Origin of the sequence: Modicisalibacter ilicicola DSM 19980 (genome assembly GCF_900128925.1) — a bacterium.
GTDB lineage: Bacteria > Pseudomonadota > Gammaproteobacteria > Pseudomonadales > Halomonadaceae > Modicisalibacter > Modicisalibacter ilicicola.
In genome coordinates, this window is record NZ_FQUJ01000021.1 from 25,640 (window position 1) to 31,682 (window position 6,043).

The following is a 6,043-nucleotide window of genomic DNA, read 5'->3' on the forward strand; positions in this document are numbered from 1 at the left end:
GAACGAAGCGGTCAGCCTAGCACACCAGAGCCCACCTCTCAGCCGCTGTGCGGCAGGGTGACGTTGAGCTCGAGTACCGAGCAGTCATCCTCACGGTCGAGGCTGATGTTGATGGCCTCCTGATCGACGTTCACGTAGCGGCGGATCACCTCCAGCAGCTCCTTCTCCAGCATCGGCATGTAATCCGGCTGCCCTCGCTGGCTGCGCTGGTGGGCAACGATGATCTGCAGGCGCTCCTTGGCCACCGAGGCCGACTGTTTACGTTCACGCTTCAGAAATTCGAGTAGTTTCACCGGCGACCTCCTCCGAACACGCGGGAGAGCAGACCTTTCTTTTGAAATTCGTGAAAACGTAGCGGAACATCTTCTCCGAGAAGCCGGGACACGGTGTCGGTGTAGGCCTGGCCGGCGTCACTTTTCTGGTCATGGGTCACCGGCACGCCCTGGTTCGAGGCCCGCAGCACCGCCTCGGACTCGGGGATCAGCCCGATCAGGTTGATGGACAGGATCTCGCGGATGTCTTCCAGGTTGAGCATGTCACCGTAGGTGACGCGCTCCGGATGGTATCGGGTGATCAGCAGGTGCTCCTTGACCGGATCGCGCTTCTGCTCTGCACGGCGCGTCTTGGCGGACAACAGCCCCAGGATACGATCGGAGTCGCGCACCGAGGAAACCTCGGGATTGGTCACCACGACGGCCTCGTCGGCATAGTACATGGCCAGCTGGGCGCCGCGCTCGATACCCGCCGGGGAATCGCAGATGATGTAGTCGAAGTCCCTGGACAGATCATCCAGCACCTTCTCGACCCCCTCGGAGGTCAGCGCGTCCTTGTCGCGGGTCTGGGAAGCGGGCAGGATGTAGAGATTGTCGACGCGCTTGTCGCGGATCATGGCTTGATTCAGGCCGGCCTCGCCCTGGATCACGTTGACCAGATCGTAGACCACGCGACGCTCGCAGCCCATGATCAAGTCCAGGTTACGCAACCCCACGTCGAAATCGATCACCACCGTCTTGTTGCCGCGTAGTGCCAGCCCGGTAGCGATGGCTGCTGCACTGGTCGTTTTTCCGACCCCGCCCTTGCCGGAGGTCACTACAATGATCTTGGCCAAGATAAGCTTCCTGTTGCTAGTTTGATGGTCGTTGACAGCGCCCGGCTTCATATCAGTGATCCGATGGTCAACTGATCGTCGTTGAGACGCACCTGTACCGCCTTGCCAAGCAATTGCGGGTCGATATCCTCGAGACGCTTGTAGTTACCGGCCACGGAGAGCAGCTCGGCATGCAATTCGTGGCAGAAGATACCAGCCTCGCGATCCCCATGGATACCCGCGAGGGCGCGTCCTCGCAAGGCTCCGTAGACGTGCACGTTCCCGCCGGCGAGTACCTCCGAACCGGCGTTGACCGCACCCAGCACGACCAGATCGCCTTCCGGGGCGCTGACCTGCTGGCCGGAGCGCACCGTCCCCCGAAAGATGCGACTCCCCACGGGCGCGACACCCGGCGGGGCCGGGCTTACTTCTTCTGCTCGCTCTTGTTCGGTTACTGCGGAGGCGACGCTCTCGAGATTGCGCGAGCGGGGTTCCTGAGGGGGGAACCAGCCGAGCCCGAGTGCCCAGGCCGACTGCTTGACCGGATCGGACCCACCACGCACGGCCACCGGCAGCAGCTTGTGCGCTCGGCACACGGCGCAGATTCGCTCCAGGGCCAGATGCGGTTCGTCGAGCTTTTCCACGCTCAACACGACCGGCGTGTGCTGAAAGAATGCCGGCGCCTGGCTGAGCTTGCCCGCCAGTTGTTCGCGGATCCGTTCAGGGTCCGCACTGGTCAGCTCCATGACCGTCATGGGCAGCATGCCGCCCTTGAAAGAAAAGGCAGTACCTGCCCTGTCCACGTTGAGACTCATCGCCGATCTCCGCGTCGGGTAATGTCACTAAGCTAAGCGAGGGCTTGCCAGGCTGCAACCGATGATACGCCCAGCCAGCATGACTTGTCAGCGTCCTCGCGCATCAACGCTTCGGGCTTTCACGGTGGTAGCGCACATGCTTAGATGATAACGGTGTCGACACGGCAGGATGCCGTCCCAACACCTACAACATCATACAGAACTCTTTCAGGGATGCATGTCCAGTGATGTCAGGATTCTTTCGTCGTTTCTTTGCTCCCCGTTGGCAGCACCGCGATCCCGCGATCCGGCGTCAAGCCGTGGCACGCCTTGATGCCGACCAGCCCCAGGATCGCGAACGACTGGAACGACTTGCCGGCGACGATCATGCCAGCGTCCGCCAGGTGGCTCTCGCCCGCCTGACGGACCCAGCCCAGCTTCTTCGGCTCATGAAGAGCCACGACTCGCCGGAGCTGCGCGCGCGGCTGGAGGTCTTGCTCATCGGTCGCCCCGGAGCCCCCCCTCTAAGCACGCGCCTGAGCCTGGTCGGCGAGATCGACGACCGACAATTGCTGAGTCGACTGGCACTGGAAGGCGACAACCAGGAGCTGCGCCTGGCAGCGCTGGAGCGCATCCAGGACGAAGAGACGCTCATCCACCAGGCGATCGAGAACGGGATCGCGGCGGTCCGTCATGCCGCCGCCAAGCGTGTCACCACCGAGGAAGGGCTTTCCCGCCTGAGCCGCGGCGCGCGTCGTGACAAGCAGGTCGCTCGCCTGGCCCGGGAGCGCCTGAATCGCCTGCGCGAGGATGCCGCCCAGACCGAGGCTCAACGCGCCAGGCGGGAACGGATCCTGGAGGCGCTTGAACAGCACGCCCGACATGCCTGGGAGCCTCTGTACGCAGGCCGCTACCGCCACCTGCACCGGGAATGGGAAGCGCTCGGCGATCTGCCCACCAACGATCAGGAACTGCGGTTTCAGGAGGCGAGCCTGCGCTGTCGCAAGATCATCAGCGACCATGAGGCTCAGCATGAGGCCATCGCCAGCGCGGACCGTCGACGCAGTGACGCCGATGACGCCCGTCGCACGCTGATAGAGGCGCTCGAGGAAGACCTGGCAAGCCTGCGCCAGGAGAGCCAGATCACCGAGCAGGACCTGGCGAGCCTGAACGCCCACAAGCGTTTACTGGCCAATCGCTGGCAGACCCTCTCCGACCAGCACGCTCCGGATGTGGAGCTCAGCACTCGCTACACCCAGGCCCTGGCCGAACAGGACCGGATCAATCAGGCCTGGAAGCGCCTCGAGCAGAACGCGCAGAGGTTGAGCGATGCCTTGGGCAGGCAGGACACTGCGGCACTGCGTCAGACATTGAAAGAGCTCGACTGGCCCGATGGCCTGCCACCCTCTCCTCTGCTGAAACAAGTGCATCACTGTCTCGCCGACGATTCGACGGCCGAGTCCGACGAGCAGAAGGTCGCCCGCTTCGAAGGCGACCTGAAGGAACTCGAGCGCCTGCTCGAACGCGGCGCCTTCAAACCGGCCAGTCGCCTGCATCACAGTCTGCGCCAGCGCAGCGAGTCGCTTCCCGCGGACCGGCATCAGGCTTACCAGCCGACTCTCAGGCGTCTGGGTGCTCGCCTGGCCGAGCTGCGCGACTGGCGCAGCTTCGTTGCCGGCCCGAAACGGGACCAGTTGTGCCAGGCCATCGACGAGCTTGCCGAGAACACGACGCTCAGCGACGGTGAGCTCGATCGTCGCCATCGACAGCTCGTCAAGGAGTGGAAGGATCTGGGCGATGCAGCAATCGACCGGGAGCTCTCGACACGCTTTCGCAATGCCTCGGAGCGCATTCACGAACGTCTCGGCTCATGGCGTGAGGCCCAGAACGAGGAACGCCAGCGCAACCTGAAGGCTCGGGTAGCCCTCTGCGAGCAACTCGAGAACCTGATCGAGCACGCCGACCCGCATGCCGACCCCGATGCCCTGCGCCAGATTCGTGACCGGGCCCGGGAGCAGTGGCGACTCTTCTCCCCGGTTCCGCGTGGCCATGGCGAAAGCCTCGGCCATCGCTTTGGCCGCATCCGTCATGCCCTGCAGACGCTGATCGATCGTCGCGCCCAGGAAATCGCCGCTGCCAAGCAGGCGCTCGTGGAAGAAGCGCGCCAGCTTCGATCGGACACCACCCCGGCATCGAAACGTGCCGAGAAGGCCAAGGACCTGCAGCGTCGCTGGCGAGAACTCGGTCGCGCCCCCAAGGGCGAGGAACAGGCCTTGTGGCGTGAGTTTCGTGGCCTGTGCGACGGCATCTTTGCTGCCCGGGAGAGCGAGCGCGATGACCGGGCGCAGCGTGCCCGCGAGCACCTTGACGCCATGCAGGCACTGATCGAACGTCTCGATGCCTGGCAGCCGTCGAGCAGCGACGAAGCCCAGGTACTCGATCAGGCAGTTGCCGAGGCAGACACCCTGGAGCCGTTGCCCGGGGGCCGCCGCAGCGAAGGCATGCGCCGACGCTGGACGGGCATCGTCCGTTCCCGGCGCGAGCAGCTCGCGCGGCTTGCGTTGAGTGAAGAGGCTCTACGCTGGCGACGCCTGGGGCCACTGCTGGAAGCACATCTCAAGGCGGACGCCCGCCTCCTCGAGGGCCATGCCGCAGAGGATGTCGAAGCTCCCTTCGCACTCGACGATGCCATGCAGCGCGCCCAGGAACGGCGCAATGCGGCACGCCATGCACCTCCCGATGAGGCAAGCGTCGAGGCGGCCCTGGCCCGCTCCCGCGTTCACCTGACCCTGCTGGCCGGCGGCGGTCTCGACCGTGAGGACGAACCGTTGCGACTGGCGATTCAGGTAAAGCGTCTAAACGACGCGCGCGAACAGGCGTTGTCCAAGACCGAGGAGCTCCATGCCATTCTTTGCGACATCCTCGCGACCGGGCCGGTGCGCCCTTCGCTGTGGACCCGGGAAGCCGGCGAGCTGGACAGGCTGCTGAACCAGCTGGCCAGCTCGCCCACGCCCTGAAACGCCGAGAGCGAGGCGCCAGCCTCGCTCTCTTCCACCTCGGGTGGGTTCGCGGCGCTGCCGTGGTGTCAGCCCATGAACTGACCGCCGTTGATGTCCAGGTTGGCTCCGGTGATGAAACCGGATTCGCGATGCGCCAGGAAGGCGACGGCACGCGCAATCTCCTCGGGCGTCCCGAAACGCTTGACCGGAATCCCCTCGCGAATCGACTCGCGAATCTTCTCCGGAATGGCCATGATCATGTCCGTCGCGATATAGCCGGGAGAAAGGGTATTGACGGTGATGCCCTTGGTGGCGGTCTCCTGGGCCAGGGACATGGTCAGGCCGTGCATGCCGGCCTTGGCCGCCGCATAGTTGGCTTGGCCAAACTGGCCCTTGCGGCCATTGATCGAGGAAATATTGACGATGCGCCCGTAACCCGCCTCGAGCATGTCGTTGATGACACTGCGACAGGTGTTGAAGACGCTGTTGAGGTTGGTGTCGATGACCTCGCGCCACTGCTCGGCGGTCATCTTCTTCATGGTGGTATCTCGGGTGATCCCGGCACAGTTGACCAGCACGCTTACCGGCCCGTACTGCTCGCTGATCTCCCGGGCACCGGCTTCGCAATCCTCGTAATCGGTCAGGTTGGCTCCAGAAAGCGCGATATTGTCGAAACCTTCGGCCTTGCGCTCTTCCAGCCAGGCCTTCGCCTTCTCTGGATTGTGGTAACCCGCCACGACCTGATACCCCTCCTTGGCCAATTCGCGGCAGATCGCTGAACCGATGCCGCCGGTTCCGCCGGTTACCCAAGCCACGGGTGCTGTTTGTGTCATATTATCTCCCCCTGATGCATGACAAGTTGGACTGACGGCGCCAGCCTCAATAACAAGAACGTCACAGTGATGACATTCGCACACAAAGTATGGACGAGTTTTTCCCTGTTGTCTGGCCTTGAGCCTTGACGATTTGCAGAATTTCCTTATAATGCAACGCACAATCTGATGCGGGGTGGAGCAGTCTGGTAGCTCGTCGGGCTCATAACCCGAAGGTCATCGGTTCAAATCCGGTCCCCGCTACCAAATTCAGAAAAGCCGATGCCTCCAAGCGTCGGCTTTTTTCATGGCCCGAAGGCCATCGGTTCCCTCTCTATTGCGAACCGGCGG

5 protein-coding genes and 1 tRNA gene are annotated in these 6,043 nt (G+C 63.4%); 2 read left to right on the plus strand and 4 right to left on the minus strand.

Features of this window, described 5'->3' with window-relative positions; genetic code table 11:
• Nucleotides 1–38: 38 nt before the first annotated feature.
• The 3 genes from minE to minC are packed head-to-tail and all read right to left on the minus strand — an operon-like array spanning nt 39 to nt 1,902.
• Nucleotides 39–293, minus strand: a complete 255-nt coding sequence (minE, locus tag BUA41_RS17275; protein ID WP_048307784.1) for a cell division topological specificity factor MinE — start codon at nt 291–293, stop codon at nt 39–41.
• Nucleotides 290–1,108: a septum site-determining protein MinD gene (gene minD, locus BUA41_RS17280; protein WP_072825174.1), complete on the minus strand. Its 819-nt coding sequence runs from the start codon at nt 1,106–1,108 to the stop codon at nt 290–292. The genes minE and minD overlap by 4 nt, the downstream gene beginning before the upstream one ends.
• A 47-nt stretch (nt 1,109–1,155) precedes the next feature.
• On the minus strand, nt 1,156–1,902 hold the full coding sequence (gene minC / locus BUA41_RS17285) for a septum site-determining protein MinC (RefSeq protein WP_072825176.1): 747 nt from the start codon (nt 1,900–1,902) through the stop codon (nt 1,156–1,158).
• Between the two features lie 227 nt (nt 1,903–2,129).
• Between minC and BUA41_RS17290 the strand changes: the two genes are divergently transcribed.
• Nucleotides 2,130–4,898, plus strand: coding sequence for a DUF349 domain-containing protein (locus BUA41_RS17290; RefSeq protein WP_072825178.1), 2,769 nt, complete (start codon nt 2,130–2,132; stop codon nt 4,896–4,898).
• Nucleotides 4,899–4,966: 68 nt separating this feature from the next.
• On the opposite strand, the gene phbB is transcribed toward BUA41_RS17290, so the two are convergent.
• Nucleotides 4,967–5,713, minus strand: coding sequence for an acetoacetyl-CoA reductase (gene phbB / locus BUA41_RS17295; RefSeq protein ID WP_072825180.1), 747 nt, complete (start codon nt 5,711–5,713; stop codon nt 4,967–4,969).
• Between the two features lie 169 nt (nt 5,714–5,882).
• Here phbB and BUA41_RS17300 point away from each other — a divergent pair.
• Nucleotides 5,883–5,959 (plus strand) — tRNA-Met (locus BUA41_RS17300).
• Nucleotides 5,960–6,043 lie beyond the last annotated feature (84 nt).

What these genes read in the sequence shown, in the direction of transcription:
- BUA41_RS17290 (WP_072825178.1), top strand. Translation starts at nt 2,130, where the DNA reads ATGTCAGGATTCTTTCGTCGTTTCTTTGCTCCCCGTTGGCAGCACCGC.
- minC (WP_072825176.1), bottom strand. Translation starts at nt 1,902, where the DNA reads ATGAGTCTCAACGTGGACAGGGCAGGTACTGCCTTTTCTTTCAAGGGC.
- phbB (WP_072825180.1), bottom strand. Translation starts at nt 5,713, where the DNA reads ATGACACAAACAGCACCCGTGGCTTGGGTAACCGGCGGAACCGGCGGC.